The sequence below is a fragment of the Streptomyces luteolifulvus genome, from assembly GCF_008806595.1.
In the GTDB taxonomy this organism is placed as follows: domain Bacteria; phylum Actinomycetota; class Actinomycetes; order Streptomycetales; family Streptomycetaceae; genus Streptomyces; species Streptomyces luteolifulvus.
Map to the genome: position 1 here is coordinate 16,496 of NZ_VZRB01000015.1, position 16,345 is coordinate 32,840.

11 protein-coding genes are annotated in these 16,345 nt (G+C 70.6%); 6 read left to right on the forward strand and 5 right to left on the reverse strand.

The genetic code is table 11. The features are described from left to right. Window positions 1-75: 75 nt before the first annotated feature. The gene (fxsT, locus tag F7R91_RS21595) at window positions 76-3,036 is read left to right on the forward strand and encodes an FxSxx-COOH system tetratricopeptide repeat protein (protein ID WP_150950737.1); all 2,961 of its coding nucleotides are present in this window, start codon (window positions 76-78) and stop codon (window positions 3,034-3,036) included. Between the two features lie 432 nt (window positions 3,037-3,468). On the opposite strand, the gene F7R91_RS21600 is transcribed toward fxsT, so the two are convergent. The 4 genes from F7R91_RS21600 to F7R91_RS21615 form a co-directional block, all read right to left on the reverse strand. Continuing rightward, window positions 3,469-7,293 carry a multifunctional oxoglutarate decarboxylase/oxoglutarate dehydrogenase thiamine pyrophosphate-binding subunit/dihydrolipoyllysine-residue succinyltransferase subunit gene (locus F7R91_RS21600; protein WP_150950738.1) on the reverse strand — a complete coding sequence of 1,275 codons (3,825 nt, stop codon included), beginning with the start codon at window positions 7,291-7,293 and terminating at the stop codon, window positions 3,469-3,471. Between the two features lie 287 nt (window positions 7,294-7,580). Beyond that, complete coding sequence (locus F7R91_RS21605) at window positions 7,581-8,681, reverse strand: HAMP domain-containing sensor histidine kinase (protein ID WP_150950739.1); 1,101 nt, start codon at window positions 8,679-8,681, stop codon at window positions 7,581-7,583. Continuing rightward, entirely contained in the window at window positions 8,678-9,415 is a 738-nt protein-coding gene (locus F7R91_RS21610) for a response regulator transcription factor (protein WP_150950740.1), read from the reverse strand. The genes F7R91_RS21605 and F7R91_RS21610 overlap by 4 nt, the downstream gene beginning before the upstream one ends. A 120-nt stretch (window positions 9,416-9,535) precedes the next feature. Further along, a complete protein-coding gene (locus tag F7R91_RS21615; protein ID WP_150950741.1) occupies window positions 9,536-10,222 on the reverse strand; it encodes a spermidine synthase family protein in 687 nt (228 codons plus the stop codon). Window positions 10,223-10,342: 120 nt separating this feature from the next. On the opposite strand from F7R91_RS21615, the gene F7R91_RS21620 reads away from it, so the two are divergent. Together F7R91_RS21620 and lon are read left to right on the forward strand one after the other, a co-directional pair. Next, on the forward strand, window positions 10,343-11,143 hold the full coding sequence (locus F7R91_RS21620) for a rhomboid-like protein (protein WP_150950742.1): 801 nt from the start codon (window positions 10,343-10,345) through the stop codon (window positions 11,141-11,143). A 95-nt stretch (window positions 11,144-11,238) separates the two neighbouring features. Next, window positions 11,239-13,671, forward strand: a complete 2,433-nt coding sequence (gene lon, locus F7R91_RS21625; protein WP_150950743.1) for an endopeptidase La — start codon at window positions 11,239-11,241, stop codon at window positions 13,669-13,671. Between the two features lie 73 nt (window positions 13,672-13,744). On the opposite strand, the gene F7R91_RS21630 is transcribed toward lon, so the two are convergent. Beyond that, on the reverse strand, window positions 13,745-14,605 hold the full coding sequence (locus F7R91_RS21630; protein WP_150950744.1) for a lysozyme: 861 nt from the start codon (window positions 14,603-14,605) through the stop codon (window positions 13,745-13,747). A gap of 149 nt (window positions 14,606-14,754) precedes the next feature. On the opposite strand from F7R91_RS21630, the gene F7R91_RS21635 reads away from it, so the two are divergent. The 3 genes from F7R91_RS21635 (at window position 14,755) to F7R91_RS21645 (ending at window position 16,345) form a co-directional block, all read left to right on the forward strand. Beyond that, entirely contained in the window at window positions 14,755-15,246 is a 492-nt protein-coding gene (locus tag F7R91_RS21635; protein ID WP_150950745.1) for a MarR family winged helix-turn-helix transcriptional regulator, read from the forward strand. A 68-nt stretch (window positions 15,247-15,314) separates the two neighbouring features. Next, the gene (locus tag F7R91_RS21640; protein ID WP_150950746.1) at window positions 15,315-16,145 is read left to right on the forward strand and encodes a helix-turn-helix domain-containing protein; all 831 of its coding nucleotides are present in this window, start codon (window positions 15,315-15,317) and stop codon (window positions 16,143-16,145) included. Continuing rightward, window positions 16,142-16,345 carry a DUF397 domain-containing protein gene (locus tag F7R91_RS21645; protein ID WP_150950747.1) on the forward strand — a complete coding sequence of 68 codons (204 nt, stop codon included), beginning with the start codon at window positions 16,142-16,144 and terminating at the stop codon, window positions 16,343-16,345. Before F7R91_RS21640 ends, F7R91_RS21645 begins: the two co-directional genes overlap by 4 nt.

Below are 16,345 nucleotides of genomic sequence, written 5' to 3' on the forward strand. Positions count from 1 at the left end.
CCCTGGAGTCGTTTTGACGCACAATTGAATAACCTGTGCACTGTCGTGACCAGGTTCGGCTGAGGGGACAGCGAGATGGTGGCGGAGCTCGGACACGTCACGGTGGTCTTCGCCGGGCAGAGTGAGTCCTGGGCCAAATGGATCGACCACCAGATCAAGGCAGCGGGACGGGCCACCACCCTGGTGCGGTGGAATCCCCTGCGCCGCCTGCCGACCGACCAGGCCCTCACCGACCTGCTGAGCGCGCCGGGCCGAGTCCTGCTCGTCATCGACGACTGGTACGAGCGGCTGGGCCACGGCCGCTTCGAGGCATGGGCCGACGTGCTGCGCCAGGTGCTGCCGGAGCACCACGAGCGCATCGCCGCGGTGAGCATCACCGCCCGGCCCATGCCGGACGCCGTCATCGCCCTGGCCCCCGTCGAACTGCGCGGTCTCAGGCCGGAGGTGGCACGCAGCAGGGTCCTGGAGTGCGCCGGGATACCCGCGCCGGGCACCCTGGTCGACCTGCGCCGCGGCCCCCGCTTCCCGGACGATCCGCCGGAGGTGTGGCAGGCCCCGCGCCGCAACCACCGCTTCGTCGGCCGCACCGAACTCCTGGAGAAGGTGTACGGCGCCTTCTCCGCCGCCGGACCCGACGGCGCCGCCGTGGCCCTGCTCGGCCCCGGTGGCCTCGGCAAGACCCAGCTGGCGCTGGAGTACGTGCACCGGTTCGCCGGTGAGTACGACGTCGTCTGGTGGATCAGCGCCGCCCAACGCGTCACCGCCCGGCAGCAGTTCGCCGAACTCGCCCCGCACCTCGACGTGCGGGACGCCGGGGACCTCGCGGGCACCATCAAGGCCGTACGACGTGAACTAGACCGCACCGCCCGCCCCTGGCTGCTCGTCCTGGACGGGGCCGGCGATCCCGCGCGGCTGCGCGACCTCCTCCCCGAAGGGCGCGGCCACGTCCTGGTCACCACGCACCGCAGCGAGTGGGGCGCCCACGCCCAGACCCTCGCCGTACCCGTCTTCGAACGCCGGGAGAGCGTCGCGTTCGTCGCCCGCCGGACGGACCGGCTGAGCGACGGCCAGGCGGGCCGGCTCGCCCAGGCCGTCGAGGACATGCCGCTGCTGCTGGACCAGACGGCCGCCTGGCTGGACCAGAACCCGGCCGCGCTCGTCGAGGACTACATCCGGGACATCCGGGACGGCCGCCCGGACCGCTTCGGCGTGGTGGCGTCCGGCGAGTACCCGGAGAGCTTCGAGGTCGCCTGGGCGAAACTCGTCAACACCCTGCGCGACGGCTCCGAGTCCGCCTGGCACCTGCTCAACCTGCTCGTCTGCTTCTCGCCCGACGTCGTCCCGGTGCGGCTGCTGCAGACGGCCCGGCACGGCGACCTGCCGCCCGGTCTCGCCGATCTGATCGCCGAGCCCAGCAGCTGGAACACCGCCCTGCGCCGGCTGTCCGAGATCACCTCCATGCGGATCGAGTACGAACAGGGCCCGCGCCTGGACACCCAGACCGTCGGCACCCTGCGGATGCACCGCCTCTTCCACCGGTTCGTCCGGTCCATCCAGTCGCCCGAGGACGCCGGGCGCTACTCGGCGGCCGCCCGCAAGGTCCTGGTCTCCGCCGACCCGCGCGACTCCTCCTCGCCGGGCAACTGGGCCCGCTACGCCACGCTCATCCCGCACCTGGCACCCTCCGGCGCCCTGGAGTCCGCCGACGACGACGTGCGCGAACTCGTCCTCAACTGTGTCGAGTACCTGCGGATGCGGGGAGAGTACGACGACGGCTGGTCGCTCAGCCGCAGGGCCGTCGAACACTGGCGCCGGACCTCCGGGGACACCGACCGCTCCGTGCTCGTCGTCGTGCACCAGCTCGCCAACATGCTGCGCCGGCTGGGCCGTTACACGGAGGCGGAGAAGGTCGGCCGGGAGACTCTCGGCCGGCTCACCGGCGCCGAGGGCGTCCGGCCGATCGAGCTGATCCGCGCCAAGGACGGCCTCGGCGGCACCCTCATGGCCCTCGGCCGGTACACCGAGGCGCGCACCCTGTTCGAGGAGGCCGCCGAGAGCGCCGCCGCGGAACTCGGCGACGAACACGTACCGCGCACCCTCACCATCCGCAGCAACCTCGCCGTCGCCCTCGGCCTCCAGGGCCATTACGCCGAGTCCCTCGCCCTGCACCGCAGGGTCTTCGAGGCCCGGGTGGAGCTCCTCGGCGGCAAGAACGCGCTCACCCTCAACTCGGCACTCCACTCGGCCTGGATGCTGCGACTGCTCGGCAACTACCGCGAGGCGCTGGCCATCCAGGGCCACAACTCCCGCGTCCACAGCCAGATCCTGGACCGCACCCACAGCCAGACCCTGCTCGCCGAGCACAATCTCGCCCTGTGCTCCCGCCGCGTCGGCGACCTCCAGTTCGCGCACGCCCTGATGCGCGGCGTCCGGGACAAGCTGCTGCGCCGCCGTGGAGCGGCGCACCCGGAGACGCTGATGGTCTCCTGCGACTACGCGATGCTGCTGCGCGACCTGGACCGCACGGAGGAGGCCAGGGAGCTGGCCGAGAACACCGCCGCGCAGTACGCGGCCCAGCTCGGCGACGGCCACCCGTACGCGATCGGGGCGCGGGACAACGTCGCCACCGTGATGCGGGACATGGGGGAAATCCGGGGGGCGCTGGAGCTGTCCCGGCGCACCACGCGGCAGATGGCGCGGGCGGTCGGCCCGGACCATCCGTGGGCCATCGGCTGCGCCAAGAACGACGTGGCCGCGCTCGCCTCCGCCGGCGAGTCCGAGGCCGCCGCCGAGCTGGGCCGGGAGGCCGCCGACCGGTCCGCCCGCGTCCTCGGCGAGGCACACATCCTCACGATCAGCCTGCGCGCCGGGCTGGCGCTCGACCTCGCGGGCCTGGGCAGGCCCGAGGAGGCCGACGCCCTGCACCGGGAGGCGGTCACCCGGCTCACCGCCCTGCTCGGCGCCGACCACCCGCACACCCGGTACATCCTCGAACGCCGGCGCCCCTACTGGGACTTCGAACCCCAGCCGATCTGAGCACGCCCATCGGACGCGCACGCCGGGGGCCCGTGCCCGACGCCTCACGAAACCAGTTGCTCCGGCTTCCTGGTACCGCTTCACCGAACCACCGTCGGATAGGAGGAGCTCGTGCGCTGCCGCCCTGCGGGGAGCTCGAATCCGGGCCGGCCTGAGCATCGCCGATCGGACGCGTCCGCCGGGGGCCCGTGCCCGACGCCTCACGAAACCAATTGCTCCGGCTCGTGCTCGGCCTGGTGCCGCTTCGGCGAACCCGCCGCGGGCGGCGAGGTGGTCGAGCGGTGGCGCCCTGCGGGGGAGCTCGAATCGGGGCCCGCCTGAGCATCGCCGATCGGACGCGTACGCCTTGGGCCCATGCCCGACACCTCCCGCATGTCGAGGGGCCCGCCCCCGAGACGTACTCGGTGGCGGGCCCTTCGTGTGCCGTGAGGCCTACGCCTCGAACACCTCACGCACCAGCTGCTCCTGCTCGGCCTGGTGCCGCTTCGCCGAACCCACCGCCGGCGACGAGCCGTGCGGGCGGGAGATGCGGCGCAGCCGCTCCCCGTGCGGGACGTCCGCGCCGACCGCCAGGTCCAGGTGGTCGATCAGGTTGAGCGCGATGAACGGCCAGGCACCCTGGTTCGCCGGCTCCTCCTGCACCCACAGGTACTTCTCGGCGTTCGGGAACTTGGCGATCTCGGCCTGGACCTCGGCACCCGGCAGCGGGTACAGGCGCTCCAGGCGGATGATCACCGTGTCCGTGACACCGCGCTTCTGACGCTCGGCGTCGAGGTCGTAGTAGACCTTGCCGGCGCAGAAGACGACCTTCTTGACGTTGGCCGGGTCGACCGAGGCGTCGCCGATGACCGGCTGGAACTGGCCCGTGGTGAACTCCTCCGCCTTCGAGGCCGCGGCCTTGAGGCGCAGCATCGACTTCGGGGTGAAGACGACCAGCGGCTTGTGGTGCGGGTTGTGCACCTGCCACCGAAGGAGGTGGAAGTAGTTCGACGGGAGCGTCGGCATGGCGACCGTCATGTTGTTCTGGGCGCACAGCTGGAGGAACCGCTCCGGGCGGGCCGAGGAGTGGTCCGGGCCCTGGCCCTCGTAGCCGTGCGGGAGGAGCAGGGTGACGCCGCTCGTCTGGCCCCACTTCTGCTCCGCCGACGAGATGAACTCGTCCACGACCGTCTGGGCGCCGTTGACGAAGTCGCCGAACTGCGCCTCCCACATCACGAGCGCGTCGGGGCGGGCCAGCGAGTAGCCGTACTCGAAGCCCATCGCCGCGTACTCGGACAGCAGGGAGTTGTAGACGTTCAGGCGCGCCTGGTCCTCGGAGAGGTACAGCAGCGGCGTGAAGTCCTCGCCGGTGGCGCGGTCGATCAGCACCGCGTGGCGCTGGCCGAACGTGCCGCGCTGCGAGTCCTGGCCGGCCAGCCGGACCGGGACGCCCTCCAGCAGGAGGGAGCCGATCGCGAGGGTCTCGCCCATGCCCCAGTCGATGGTGCCGTCCTCGACCATCGACGCCCGGCGCTGCAGCTGCGGCAGCAGACGCGGGTGGACGGTGATGTGGTCGGGGACGTTGACCTGGGACTCGGCGATCCGCTTGACGACCTCGGTGGTGACCGCGGTGTTCACGGCAACCGGGAACTCGGCCTGCGGCTCGGCGGGCTGCGCCGACGCAGGCTGCGAGGTGGCCTCACGGACCTCGGTGAAGACCTTCTCCAGCTGGCCCTGGTAGTCCTGCAGCGCCTGCTCGGCCTCTTCCAGGGTGATGTCGCCGCGACCGATCAGGGACTCGGTGTAGAGCTTGCGCACCGAGCGCTTCTTGTCGATCAGGTCGTACATCAGCGGCTGGGTGAAGGCCGGGTTGTCCGACTCGTTGTGACCGCGGCGGCGGTAGCAGATGAGGTCGATCACCACGTCCTTGTTGAACGCCTGGCGGAACTCGAAGGCGAGGCGTGCGACCCGCACGACGGCCTCGGGGTCGTCGCCGTTCACATGGAAGATCGGGGCCTCGATCATGCGGGCCACGTCCGTGGCGTACATCGAGGAGCGGGAGGACTCCGGGGCGGCGGTGAAGCCGACCTGGTTGTTGATGACGATGTGGACCGTGCCGCCGGTGCGGTAGCCGCGCAGCTGCGACATGTTCAGGGTCTCGGCCACCACGCCCTGGCCCGCGAAGGCCGCGTCGCCGTGGAGGGCGACGGGCAGGACGGTGAAGTCCGTGCCGCCCTTGTTGATGATGTCCTGCTTGGCTCGGGAGACGCCCTCCAGGACCGGGTCCACCGCCTCCAGGTGCGAGGGGTTGGCGGTGAGCGAGACCTTGATCTGCTCGCCGTCCAGGCCGGTGAAGGTGCCCTCGGCGCCCAGGTGGTACTTCACGTCGCCGGAGCCGTGCATCGACTTCGGGTCGAGGTTGCCCTCGAACTCGCGGAAGATCTGCGCGTACGACTTGCCGACGATGTTGGCGAGGACGTTCAGACGGCCGCGGTGGGCCATGCCGATGACGACCTCGTCGAGACGGGACTCCGCCGCCGAGTCGAGGACCGCGTCGAGCAGCGGGATGACGGACTCGCCGCCCTCCAGGCTGAAGCGCTTCTGGCCGACGTACTTCGTCTGCAGGAAGGTCTCGAAGGCCTCCGCCGCGTTCAGACGGCGCAGGATCCGCAGCTGCTCCTCGCGCTCCGGCTTGGTGTGCGGGCGCTCGATGCGGTCCTGGATCCACTTGCGCTGCTTGGGGTCCTGGATGTGCATGAACTCGACGCCGGTGGTGCGGCAGTACGAGTCGCGCAGCACGCCGAGGATGTCGCGCAGCTTCATCAGGGACTTGCCGGCGAAGCCGCCGACGGCGAACTCGCGCTCCAGGTCCCACAGGGTGAGGCCGTGCTCGGTGATGTCCAGGTCGGGGTGCTTGCGCTGGCGGTACTCCAGCGGGTCGGTGTCGGCCATGACATGGCCGCGGACCCGGTAGGAGTGGATCAGCTCGAAGACCCGGGCGGCCTTGGTGACGTCGTCGTCGTGCGAGGCGTCGATGTCCTTGAGCCAGCGGACCGGCTCGTAGGGGATGCGCAGCGCCTCGAAGATCTCGTCGTAGAAGCCGTTCTCGCCGAGGAGGAGGTTCGCGACCTGGCGGAGGAACTCGCCGGAGGCGGCGCCCTGGATCACCCGGTGGTCGTAGGTCGACGTGAGCGTCATGACCTTCGAGATGCCGAGCTTGTTCAGGGTGTCCTGGGAGGTGCCCTGGAACTCCGCCGGGTAGTCCATGGAGCCGACGCCCATGATCACGGACTGGCCGGGCATCAGACGCGGCACGGAGTGCACGGTGCCGAGGCCGCCGGGGTTCGTCAGGGAGACCGTGACGCCGGTGAAGTCGTCCATCGTCAGCTTGCCGTCGCGGGCGCGGCGGACGATGTCCTCGTAGGCCTGCCAGAACTCGAAGAAGTTCAGCGTCTCGGCCTTCTTGATGGCCGCGACGACCAGCTGGCGGTCGCCGTTGGGCTTCACCAGGTCGATGGCGAGGCCGAGGTTGACGTGCGCCGGCTTGATGAGGGTCGGCTTGCCGTCCTTCTCGCCGAACGCGTAGTTCATCGACGGCATGGCCTTGATGGCCTGCACCATCGCGAAGCCGATCAGGTGCGTGAAGGAGATCTTCCCGCCCCGGGCCCGCTTGAGGTGGTTGTTGATGACGATGCGGTTGTCGAACAGCAGCTTCACCGGGACCGCGCGCACGGACGTGGCCGTGGGCAGCTCCAGGGAGGCGTTCATGTTCTTCGCGACCGCGGCGGCGGGGCCGCGCAGCGTGACCAGCTCCGGGCCGTCCGCGGACGCGGCACCGGCGGCGGGCGCGGCCTTCGGCCTGGCGGCGGCGGGCTTCGCGGGAGCCGGAGCCGGGGCGGCCGCCTGGGCGGGGGCCGGAGCCGGGGCGGCCGCCTGGGCGGGGGCCGGAGCCGCGGCGGCGGGCTTCGGGGCCACGGGGGCCGGAGCGGCGACCGGGGCCGCGGGCTGGGCCGGGGCGGCCGGCGCCGTCGGAACGGTGGTGGTGGTCCCTGCGGCCCCCGCGGCCGCAGTGCCCGCCGCAGCCGGGGCGGCCACCGCGCCCGACTTGTAGTCGGCGAAGAAGTCCCACCAGGCTCGGTCCACCGAATTCGGGTCCTGGAGGTACTGCTGATAGATCTCGTCGACGAGCCACTCGTTGGGACCGAATGCGGCCGCGGGGTTCTTCCCCGCTTGGTCGTCGGTCGAGATGCTCGCATTACTGGGGGACTGTGGCGACACGGCGGTAACCGCCCTCTTCCGCTTCACAAGGTGATGGACAGCGGGAATAAAGGCTACGCCTCCCTGACCGGGAAGGTCAGGTCGGGCCCGTCCATCGTCGTGTAAGTCACATCGAACAGCGTGTTTCGGGGGTTGGAATGGCGGGAAACAAGCGTGGTTCCGCTTCGCGAGGCATGGGCGGACCAGGGCCATCCACGCCGCACGCGCGGGCCTCTGCCTGATCACACGTGTCCGTCAGCGCGGACGCCCGTGGATCTTGTCGTTCCACTTCGAACCTTACGTCAACCTCAGCCGGATGACTCTCCCGGAAGGGTGACGATAATCCGGCAGCCCCGGTCGGATTCGGCCACACCGATCCGGCCGCCGTGCAGATCCACCGCCCACCGGGCGATCGCCAGGCCCAGTCCCGTACCGCCGTCGCTGCCGGGACCGTGCGGCAGATTGACGCTGCCGCGGTTGAACCGCTCGAAGACGCGGTGCCACTCCGACCTCGGGATGCCGGGCCCCTCGTCCAGCACCTCCAGCTCCAGCGACTCGGGCCCGGCCCCGCGCCGCGCCCGGACGGTGACACGGCCGTGCGGCGGGCTGTGCTTGACCGCGTTGTCGATGAGATTGGCGACGACCTGGTGGATCCGCTCCGGATCCGCGTACATGGTCAGCTCCGGCGGCGACACGTCGAGGTGCAGATGGACGTCCGTGCGCGTGTGGCTGCCGGACCCGGAGGCGATGCCCGCGCGCGCGGAGGCGACCATGTTGGCCTCCTTCAGCACGCCCGACAGATACGGCCACACCTCGAAGCGGCGCATCTTCAGCGGTACGACGCCGTTGTCCAGCCTGGACAGGTCCAGCAGCGTCTCCACGAGACGTCCCAGCCGCTCGGTCTGCTTCAGGGCCGTCCGCATGGTCTCCGGGTCGGCCCGGGTGACGCCGTCGACGATGTTCTCCAGCACCGCCCGCAGACCCGCGATGGGCGTGCGCAGCTCGTGCGAGACGTTGGCCACCAGCTCCTTGCGCTGGCGCTCCTGCGCCTCCAGGTCGTCGGCCATGCGGTTGATCGTCTGGGCCAGGTCGCCCAGCTCGTCCCGGCGGTTCTCGCGCACCCGGCGTGTGTAGTCGCCGTGCGAGATGGAGCGGGCCACCGCGTTCATCTCGTCCAGCGGCGCGGTGAGTGAATGCGCAACGAACTGCGTAATGAGCAGTGTGGCGATCATCGAGAAGACCGTGATGAAGCGCAGCTCCGTCTTGGTGTGCACCGCGATCACCGACAGCCCGGTGGTGATCAGCACCGCGATGACGACCAGCGCGCCCAGCTTGGTCTTGATCGAGAACGGGCGTACGCCGCCCCAGGGCTCCTGGACGCCTCTGCGCGCGGCCGGCCCTTCGCTCATGGCGTCGGTGTCTCCAGCGCGTAGCCCACGCCATGCACGGTGCGGATCCGCTCGGCGCCGATCTTCCGCCGCAGGGCCTTGATGTGGCTGTCGACGGTCCGGGTGCCGGAGGCGTCCGCCCAGTCCCACACCTCGGCGAGCAGCTGCTCACGGGAGAGCACCGCGCGCGGGGTGTTGGCCAGGCACACGAGGAGGTCGAACTCGGTGGGGGTCAGATGCACGTCCTCGCTGCGCACCCGCACCCGCCGCTGCGCGTGGTCGATCTCCAGCTCGCCCAGCCGCAGGATCCCGCTGCGCGGGGTCGACGCCGCGATCGCGGCCCGCTCCACGCGGCGCAGCAGGACATGCACCCGGGCGGCCAGCTCACGCATCGAGAACGGCTTGGTCATGTAGTCGTCGGCACCGACGCCGAGCCCGACCAGCATGTCGGTCTCGTCGTCCCGCGCGGTCAGCATCAGCACCGGCACCGGGCGGGCGGCCTGCACACGACGGCAGACCTCCAGACCGTCGAAGCCGGGCAGCATGATGTCGAGGATCAGCAGATCGGGCTGCCAGGCCTCGGCCGTGTCCACCGCGGACGGGCCGTCGCTCGCCGTTTGCACGAGGAATCCCTCTGCACGCAGGCGGGTCGCGATGGCGTCCACGATCGTCGGATCGTCCTCGACGACCAGAACCCGGCGCTGTGCGCCCGGGGTCGCCGCCGTGCCGTTGTGCGAGGTGTGTGTCTGCTCCATCGCCCGCCCCTGAGTTGCTTTCCGGAATCCGTGGGGTGATCCCTTGTCTGCGCATGACTGCGATTGACGCTTGAATGATCGGCGTCGGGAAGCAGCGTACGGGGAGTCACCGCGCCTTTGCTATCCAGGTACGACGGCGAGGTGCACGACGTCCGGAACGCCCCGGGCAACGGGGATCTCTTCGGTACGCACCTGCTGGAAACCGGCATTCCATAGGGATCCTTCAAATTCCGGGGAGGGCTGCGCCGACCACACGGCTAGCACTCCGCCCGGTCTCAACACCCGTGCGCAGTCCGCGAGTCCGGCCGGCGAGTAGAGGCTGTCATTGCCCTCGGTGACGGTCCAGCCGGGCCCGTTGTCGATGTCGAGGCACAGCGCGTCGTACGTGGCGGATGTCTCATGGACGAATGCGACAAGATCTGTTTCCACAATGCCGGTGCGCGGGTCCGCGAGTGCCTGCCGCGAAAGTGCGGACAAAGGCCCGTCGAGATGCCAGTCGATGATCGCGCGCTCGCGCTCGGCGACCGTGATCCGGCCCCAGCGGGGATTCGCGGCGGCGTGTGCGAGCGAGAACCCGACTCCGAGCCCGCCGATCAGCACGCCCGGCTCGGCCCGCCCGTCGAGCGCGCCGAGCGCCGCGTCCACCAGGAGCCGCTCGGACCGGCCGTCGGACGTGTCCATCAGAAAGCAGCCGTTGGCGATGATCTGGAGCAACCGGCCGTGCCGCCTGAGCACGACTTCGCCGTACGGGCCCTCGCGACGGTCCAGGACTTCGGGCGTTTCGGGAGTGTCGTACGAGGTGGGCATCGGCCCATCCTGACAGGTTCCTGTGAATCGGTCCCGCGCGTGGCGTTGTTCATGGACAGTGGCGGGAGCGGAAGCGAAGGGTTGGAGCGACAGGGCCGGGAGCGGAAGGAGCGCCTCACCGTGGAACCCACCACACCGCCCGACACGACCACCTCACCCTGCCCCCTGCCGGACGTCTCCGGACTCCTCAACGGGATGCCGCGCCAACGAACGGCGGAGTCACCCGTTCCGGTGAACGCACCCGAGGCGCCCGCACCGCCCGAAGCCCCCGCAGCGTTCGCCGCACGCGTCTTCCCCCGCCCCTGGCGCCTGCTCCCCACCCCCACCGCTACACCGTTCACCCTCGCCTACGCGGCACTCCTCGCCGTCACGTCCCTCATCACCACCCACGCCGACCCCGCCGTCGTGCACGCCCTCCACCAGGCCTCCAGCACCGATGTCGCCCACCTCGCACAGGCGCCGGTCACGGTGCTGCTGGCGAGCGCCCTGTGGATCGCGGGCGGGATCACCTCGCCGTACGCGATCGGCCTCCTGCTCGTGCTCACCGCACTGGAACGCCGCACGGGCGCCCTCCGCACGGCCGGCGTGTTCCTCCTCGGCCATGCAGGGGCCACTCTCGCCACGGAGGTCCCGGTGGGCCTCGCCGTCCTGGCGGGCCGTCTCCCCGACAGCTCCCTGCACCGCCTCGACTACGGCGTGAGCTTCGGCGTGGCCGCCTGCGTGGGCGCCCTGGCCGGCCTGCTCACCCCCTGGCTGCGCGTCCCGCTCCTGGCCGCGTTCGGCGCCATGCTGACCCTGGACCTGCTGGCCCTCACGGACCCCCTGACGAACTGGGGCCATGTGATCGCACTGGCGACGGGGGTGGCGACCTGGCCGTGGATGCGGGCCTCCCGCGGGCGCGCCCCGAGCCACCCCGCGTGATCGCCCACAGCGAACGACCGCCCACCCCGGGAACAAGAGAAACCCCCCTGTGCATTGAGTCGGCATAACTCAACTTGACTGCCTAAGGGGAGATCATGGCTGCTGAGTCCACGGCTTTCACACCGCTCACCCTGCCCGTGCTGCCGCTCGACGACGAGGTCGTGCTGCCCGGAATGGTGGTGCCGCTGGACCTGAACGACGCCGATGTACGCGCCGCGGTGGAGGCCGCGCAGGCCGCCGCCCGGTCCGAACCCGGAAAACCGAAGGTCCTGCTGGTGCCTCGCATCGACGGGTCGTACCCGGGCACCGGAGTCCTCGGCACCGTCGAGCAGGTCGGACGGCTGGCCGACGGTGACCCGGGCGCGCTGATCCGCGGCCGCGGCCGGGTGAGGATCGGCGCCGGGACCACCGGCCCGGGAGCGGCGCTGTGGGTCGAGGGCACGAGGATCGACGAGAGTGTGCCCGAGCCGCTGCCGGGCCAGGTCGCCGAGCTGGTCACGGAGTACAAGGCCCTCGCCACCGCCTGGCTGCGCAAGCGCGGCGCCTGGCAGGTCGTCGACCGGGTCCAGGCCATCGACGACGTCTCCGCGCTCGCCGACAACTCGGGCTACTCGCCGTTCCTGACCACCGAGCAGAAGGTGGAACTGCTGGAGACCGCGGACCCGGTCGCCCGCCTCAAGCTCGCCACCCAGCAGCTGCGCGACCACCTCGCCGAACAGGATGTCGCCGAGACGATCGCCAAGGACGTCCAGGAGGGCGTCGACAAGCAGCAGCGCGAGTTCCTGCTCCGCCGCCAGCTGGAGGCGGTCCGCAAGGAGCTGCGCGAGCTGAACGGCGAGAGCGACGGGGAGGAGTCCGACGACTACCGCGCCCGCGTGGAGGCCGCCGACCTGCCGGAGAAGGTCCGCGAGGCGGCCCTGAAGGAGGTCGACAAGCTGGAGCGGTCCTCCGACCAGTCGCCCGAGGGCTCCTGGATCCGCACCTGGCTGGACACCGTGCTCGAACTCCCGTGGAACGAGCGGACCGATGACAAGGCCTCCGCGTACGACATCCAGGGCGCCAAGGCGGTCCTGGACGCCGAGCACGCGGGCCTGGAGGACGTGAAGGAGCGGATCACCGAGTACCTGGCGGTGCGCAAGCGCCGTCACGACCGTGGCCTGGGTGTCGTGGGCGGACGCCGCGGCGGTGCCGTACTGGCCCTCGTCGGGCCGCCCGGCGTCGGCAAGACCAGCCTCGGCGAGTCCGTCGCGCACGCCATGGGCCGCAAGTTCGTCCGGGTCGCCCTCGGCGGCGTCCGCGACGAGGCGGAGATCCGCGGCCACCGGCGTACGTACGTCGGCGCGCTGCCCGGCCGGATCGTGCGCGCGATCAAGGAGGCCGGGTCCATGAACCCGGTGGTGCTCCTCGACGAGATCGACAAGGTGGGCTCGGACTTCCGCGGCGACCCCGCGGCGGCCCTGCTGGAGGTGCTGGACCCCGCCCAGAACCACACCTTCCGTGACCACTACCTGGAGGTCGAACTCGACCTGAGCGATGTCGTCTTCCTGGCCACGGCCAACGTCCTGGAGGCCATCCCGGAGGCCCTGCTCGACCGTATGGAGCTGGTCCGCCTGGACGGCTACACCGAGGACGAGAAGATCGTCATCGCCCGTGACCACCTGCTTCCGCGTCAGCTGGAGCGGGCCGGGCTCAACAAGGACGAGGTCGTCATCGCCGAGGACGCGCTGCGCAGGCTCGCCGGCGAGTACACACGCGAGGCGGGCGTCCGCAACCTGGAGCGGTCGATCGCACGGCTGCTGCGCAAGGTCGCCGCCCAGCACGAACTGGGCGAGCGGGAGCTGCCGTTCACCGTCGGCGAGGACGACCTGCGCGGGCTGATCGGCCGGCCGCACCATGTGCCGGAGTCGGCCCAGGACCCGGCCGAGCGCCGGACGTCCGTCCCCGGTGTGGCGACCGGACTCGCGGTGACGGGCGCGGGCGGCGACGTCCTGTTCGTCGAGGCGTCCCTCGCGGACCCCGAGACGGGCGCGGCGGGACTGACCCTCACCGGCCAGCTGGGCGATGTGATGAAGGAGTCCGCGCAGATCGCGCTGAGCTTCCTGCGCTCGCACGGCGCCGAACTGGAACTCCCCGTCGGCGATCTGAAGGACCGGGGCGTGCACATCCACTTCCCGGCCGGCGCGGTCCCGAAGGACGGCCCGAGCGCGGGCATCACCATGACGACGGCCCTCGCGTCGCTCCTGTCCGGGCGTCTGGTCCGCACGGACGTGGCGATGACCGGCGAGGTGTCGCTGACCGGCCGCGTGCTGCCCATCGGCGGCGTGAAGCAGAAGCTGCTCGCCGCACAGCGCGCGGGGGTGACGACCGTCATCATCCCGAAGCGCAATGAACCCGATCTGGACGACGTCCCGGCGGAGGTGCTGGACAAGCTCGACGTCCACGCCGTCACGGACGTGCGCCAGGTCCTGGAACTGGCCCTGTCGCCGGCTACGAACGGCGCGGCGCCGGAGGTTCCGGTCGCGGCGTGACGGACGCGATCGGACGGGAAGGCCCGGGTCCCGTGAGGGAGGCCCGGGCCTTCGCCGTGTACGGGATTGCGGGTCAGCCTCTCGCCAGAGCCTGTACGCGGTCCAGCGCGCCGTTGAACTTGTCGTGGTCCCCGACGATCGGACCGGAGGAGGTGTACTGCCACATCGTGTAGAACGACCAGCCCGCGGGCAGCGGCCCCGGGGTCGAGGCGTAGCGGGCGATCCACAGCGGATTGACCGAGCCGAAGCCGCCGTAGTTGCCGGTGCACTGGGTCCACCAGCTGGTGGCCGTGTAGATCACGGCGGCACGGCCGGTGCGGGCCTTGTACTGGTTCAGGAAGCTCCTGATCCAGCTCACCATCCCGCTCTGCGTCTTGCCGTAGCACGCGGCCCCGTACGGGTTCCACTCGATGTCGAGCACGCCCGGCAGCGTCTTGCCGTCCCGCTGCCAGGTGCCACCGTGGTCGACGAAGTAGTTGGCCTGGGTGGAACCGGGCGTGGTGTCCGGGGTGGCGAAGTGGTACGCGCCGCGGATCATGCCGACGTTGTACGAGCCGTTGTACTGCGCGTTGAAGTACGGGTTCCGGTAGTAGGTGCCCTCCGTCGCCTTGACGTAGGCCCATCTGACCCCGCTGCTCCACAGCGACGGCCAGGCGACCGTGCCCTGGTGGCTGGAGACGTCCACGCCTTCCGTCTGCTGGACGGCGAGGCTGGTGAAGAAGCCGGAGAAGAGGCCGTTCATGGCCATGGGGCTGCCGTGCCGGCCGTCATGGGCGGGCACACCCATCCCCATGTACGCCGAGCCACGCGCAGGCGTGTCCGCCGCGGAGGCGGCCGGGGCGGTCAGGGGGAGCGTGAGGGAGAGGACGGAGAACAGGAATGCGGCGAACCTGAGCCGCCGGGAGCGAAGCGATCCGGGTCTGAGCACGGGCATAGCGTGCCTGCGAAGACCCGGTGATTCCCGGAGCCACTGGGAGGAGTCGCTCGGCATGCCCCGTATGGCGCAGCGGCCCGGAGTCCGCCGAAGGCCCGGACCTGCGAAATACTTGCCTCAGGACCAGGAAACCCGAGGCAGGGACTGACGTGCACGAAGACGGAAACGGCGAGGTACGCCGAGTCGGATCGGGTGTGGCGCCGAGCGGTGCCGACCAGGAGTATCTGTCCCTGGAGCGCGAGCTGACCGTTCTGCTGCGGCGGGCCCGCGCCAGCCAGGGCGAGATGGCGCGCGAGGTCCATCCCGACCTGGAGTCCGCGGCCTACGGTCTCCTCGTCCGCCTCGACGAGAGCGGCCGGCAGCGCGCCACCGAGCTCGCCGCGTACATCGGCGTCGGCAAGGCCACGATGTCCCGCCAGCTGCGCGCCCTGGAGGACCTCGGCCTGGTCGCCCGCGAACCCGACCCGGCGGACGGCCGCGCCTGGCTCGTCCACCTCACGCTGGAGGGCCGGAGCCGCGTAGGCAAGGTCCGCGAGGCCCGCCGGGCCCGCTACGTCAGCCAGCTGTCCCACTGGGACCGGCAGGAGGTGGCGGAACTGGCGCGGTTGCTGCGGCAGTTGAACCAGGGGATGGAGAAGTAGGCGACTTTCACGTTCTGTGTCCGTCCGGCTCCGCTGTGTCTCTACTCTTGTCGCCGGGAGGGAGTCACATGTCTCAGCCGAAGCATCTGGACCCTGCGTCCATGGGGGAGTTCTACGGCGCGGAGTTGCGGCGGCGCCGCGAGGACGCGGGGATGTCGCAGAGCGGACTCGGGGAGTTGGTGTACTGCTCGGGGGCGTACATCGGCCTGATGGAGATGGCCAGCCGCAGGCCGCAGTTGGACCTGTCCGAGCGGATCGACGCGGCACTGAATACGGACGGGTTCTTCCGGCGGTTGTGCGAAGCCATCCTCAAGGCGTCCAAGTTCGCGGGCTACTTCGCGGCCGCCGCCGAGTTGGAGCAGCGGGCCCTGACCATCTCCGACTTCGCCACGATGGTCGTACCCGGCCTGCTCCAGACTGCTGCCTACACCCGCTCCCTCGTCGAGTCCGCCCGGCCGCTGGTCGACCCGCAGGAGATCGAACGGCGCGTCAGCGTACGGCAGGAGCGAGCGCGCGCACTGCTGAAGGACCCGGCCGACCCCGAGCTGTGGTTCATCGTCCACGAGGCGGTGCTGCGTGTGCCGGTCGGCGGGGACGGGGTGATGCGCGAGCAGTTGGAGCACTTCGCCGAGGTCATCCGGAATCGGCAGGCCGTGATCCAGGTCATGCCGTTCTCGGGCGGGGTGAATCCCCTTCTGTACGGGACGACGACGCTCATGACCTTCGCCGATGAGCCGCCGGTGGCGTATACCGAGAGCGCGTACTCGGGCCAGTTGATCGAGGATCCGACGGTGGTCGCCGGCAACGCCAAGTCATACGATCTGGCCAGGGCCGCTGCCATGTCCCCGGAGGCGTCCCTCGCGTTCATCGGTCGACTCACGGAGGACTACACCCCATGAACGGCACGCACGATCTGCGGAGTGTCCGCTGGCGCAAGTCTTCGTACAGCAACGCGGACGGCGGTTCGTGCGTCGAAATAGCCGACGGAATCCCCGACATAGTCCCCGTCCGCGACAGCAAAACCTCCGCCGGCCCCGTCCTCCTCATCTCCCCCGACGCGTGGACCGCGTTCATCCGGCAACCCCCCGTCAGGGCCTAG

Bases quoted from the DNA above. Each gene is read 5' to 3' on its own strand.
- fxsT (WP_150950737.1), top strand. From the start codon at position 76: ATGGTGGCGGAGCTCGGACACGTCACGGTGGTCTTCGCCGGGCAGAGT.
- F7R91_RS21605 (WP_150950739.1), bottom strand. From the start codon at position 8,681: ATGAGCGAAGGGCCGGCCGCGCGCAGAGGCGTCCAGGAGCCCTGGGGC.
- F7R91_RS21610 (WP_150950740.1), bottom strand. From the start codon at position 9,415: ATGGAGCAGACACACACCTCGCACAACGGCACGGCGGCGACCCCGGGC.
- F7R91_RS21615 (WP_150950741.1), bottom strand. From the start codon at position 10,222: ATGCCCACCTCGTACGACACTCCCGAAACGCCCGAAGTCCTGGACCGT.
- lon (WP_150950743.1), top strand. From the start codon at position 11,239: ATGGCTGCTGAGTCCACGGCTTTCACACCGCTCACCCTGCCCGTGCTG.
- F7R91_RS21630 (WP_150950744.1), bottom strand. From the start codon at position 14,605: ATGCCCGTGCTCAGACCCGGATCGCTTCGCTCCCGGCGGCTCAGGTTC.
- F7R91_RS21640 (WP_150950746.1), top strand. From the start codon at position 15,315: ATGTCTCAGCCGAAGCATCTGGACCCTGCGTCCATGGGGGAGTTCTAC.
- F7R91_RS21645 (WP_150950747.1), top strand. From the start codon at position 16,142: ATGAACGGCACGCACGATCTGCGGAGTGTCCGCTGGCGCAAGTCTTCG.